General features: G+C 63.8%; 3 protein-coding genes. All 3 read right to left on the bottom strand.

Annotated features, from left to right (window positions below):
- Positions 1 to 347 (bottom strand): hypothetical protein (locus J0J01_RS00020; protein WP_296378032.1); only part of this gene is annotated, 347 nt, incomplete at its 3' end.
- Positions 348 to 427: 80 nt separating this feature from the next.
- A complete protein-coding gene (locus J0J01_RS00015; protein ID WP_296378031.1) occupies positions 428 to 757 on the bottom strand; it encodes a DUF6188 family protein in 330 nt (109 codons plus the stop codon).
- A gap of 39 nt (positions 758 to 796) precedes the next feature.
- On the bottom strand, positions 797 to 2,350 hold a 1,554-nt coding region (locus J0J01_RS00010), incomplete at its 5' end, for an RHS repeat-associated core domain-containing protein (RefSeq protein WP_296378029.1).

Below are 2,350 nucleotides of genomic sequence, written 5' to 3'. Positions count from 1 at the left end.
TGGACCGAGAGGCGGCCGATCGCGTCGTACTGGAAGGTCTCGGCGCCGGCGCCCTGGACGGTGCGCGAGCTGAGCCGGCCGAGCGCGTCGTAGGCCGAGGCGATGGCGCTCGAGGGCAGCGGCCCCGCGTCCTGCTGCAGCTGCAGGGCGCCCGGCGCGCCGACCGGGACGTAGGCGTACTGCCGTGTGCCGGTGCCGTCGGTCATCGCGGTCAGCCGCGGGAAGTACGGATCCCAGGTGAAGCCGACGTTGGGGGTGGGATTGACGGCGCCGGTGTAGGCGATGGCTGTCAGCCGGTCGTCCTTGGCCCAGGCGTAGGCCTTCACCTGCGACAGTGCGTCGGTCACCGACTTCAGCCGGCTGGTCGTGGTCTCGTAGGTGTAGGCGACGGTGCTGGTGTCGGGATACTGCTTCGAGGTCAGCCATCTCAGACGGCGATGAACTGATCGCCGTTCTTGATCACATACGACTCGTAGCGGTCCTCGGTATCGTAAAACTCCAGCTTAACGCCTGATCGGAAGGTAAGAGCGAGAGTGCCGTCCGTGTCGCCTTTCGCCGAGATGACAATATCATGCAGCAGCGTAAGCACCACCGGTGCGGCCTTGGAGAAGTCTTCGTACGTATCGTGGTTTCCATTTACAGATAGCCAACCGATCCGAGAGCTGACATTGATCGATATAGCGTCGTCGAAATTCAGGATTAGCTCGTGGGCACTAATGCTCACGCTGAAAAGCTCCTTGTTCACAAAGAAGCTCAAGTCAATGTTTTTCGGAAGTCGATGCATGTTCGCTCTGTTCTATATCGGCGGTATAGGAACGTGCGTTCGTCCTCTGAACTCCGGTTGTGTCACATTCCCTGGTTGCTTTCCCGTGGACGGGTCAACTGCGTAGCCCTTTTCATTGTACTGTCTCCAGTATCCGTTGGGGTATTCCTTTGTTGGCGGTCCTATCCGAACGGTGTGCCCAGGCGGCAGTTCAGAGGGCGATGGAGGTTGTCTTGGTGGATTCGTTGGATTCACGAAGTTCTTGGGAGAGCCAGGCGGGCCCTTTGCGCCACCGCCTCCACCTCGACTACCACCGCCACCACTTACGCCGCCACCGCCAACGCCGCCGCCGCATCCCCCTGGTCCAGCAACCCAACATGGCAGACCATGGCCGAACAGTGCGGGATCATTGAACGGATCGAGTGGGTTGTAGAAGGCCCAATCGTCACTCGAATCGTCAGAACACGGCGGACTGAGGGGACTGGGAAGACTTGGACCCGGCGTTGACAACAGACCGCTCGGGTCTTTGCGAGCAATTGGGTTTCCGCCGACGTAGGCGTAGAGGTTCGCGTAAGGGTCTGTTGGCTCGCCGAGCGGATCGCGCGACAACCACCTTCCAGCAAAGGGATCGAACGCGCGATAGTTGGTGAGATACAGCCCGCTGTCGGCATTGAAGAACATGCCGGCGTAGACGAAATCTGTCGTTGGCGCTGTCGCCTGTAGCGGAGCACCATAGGGATCGTAGCCGTAGGCCGTTGCGCTGGAGGTGCTGGCGAACACGCGGCGCACCGAGCCGATCTGGTCGATGCCGTAGTATAGCGTTTGCGCTGGTGTGCCTGGGAGGTACTCGCCTTCGTCGTAGTAGCTGCGGATGGTGGTGTTGCCGGCGTTGCGCGCCTGGCAGATGGCGTCGCCGCACCACAGGTACGACGTGACGGTGGCGCTGCCGCCACCCGGCGGTGTGCTGCTGATGGTGGCCCGGCGGCTCAGCCCGTCGTAGGTGAAGGCGGTCGCCTTGCCGCTGACGCCGGGATAGCCGATGCCGACCAGCCGGTTCTCGGCGTCCCAGGCATAGGTGCGCTGGCCGTCGGCGGTGAGGTTGCCGTTGGCGTCGAAGGTCAGCGCCTGGCCGGAGAGGCTGGTGAGCTGGTTGAGAGTGTTGTAGGTCGCCGTCTGGCTGCCCGAAGCGGGATAGACGGCCGAGGCGTCGCTCGACTCGGCGATGCCGGAGATGAAGTTCTCGGGAGTGGTGGTGTAGGTGAAGTTGGAGAACTGGCCGGCGGTGAGGCCGGTGTTGGCGATGCCGGCGAGCCGGCGGTCGCCGGTGTTGCCGAGGTAGCTCCAGGTGGTGGCGAGGGTGGCGCTGGCGCGCTGGCGGCTGGCGATCTGGTCGGTCTGGCCGAGATAGCCCAGGGTGAAGGTGCCGAGATCGTTGGCGTGGACCGAGAGGCGGCCGATCGCGTCGTACTGGAAGGTCTCGGCGCCGGCGCCCTGGACGGTGCGCGAGCTGAGCCGGCCGAGCGCGTCGTAGGCCGAGGCGATGGCGCTCGAGGGCAGCGGCCCCGCGTCCTGCTGCAGCTGCAGGGC

The organism is Reyranella sp., assembly GCF_017305915.1.
Lineage (GTDB): Bacteria > Pseudomonadota > Alphaproteobacteria > Reyranellales > Reyranellaceae > Reyranella.
Note: the sequence above shows the minus strand (reverse complement) of the source record. Positions and strands in the feature narration are given on the sequence as shown.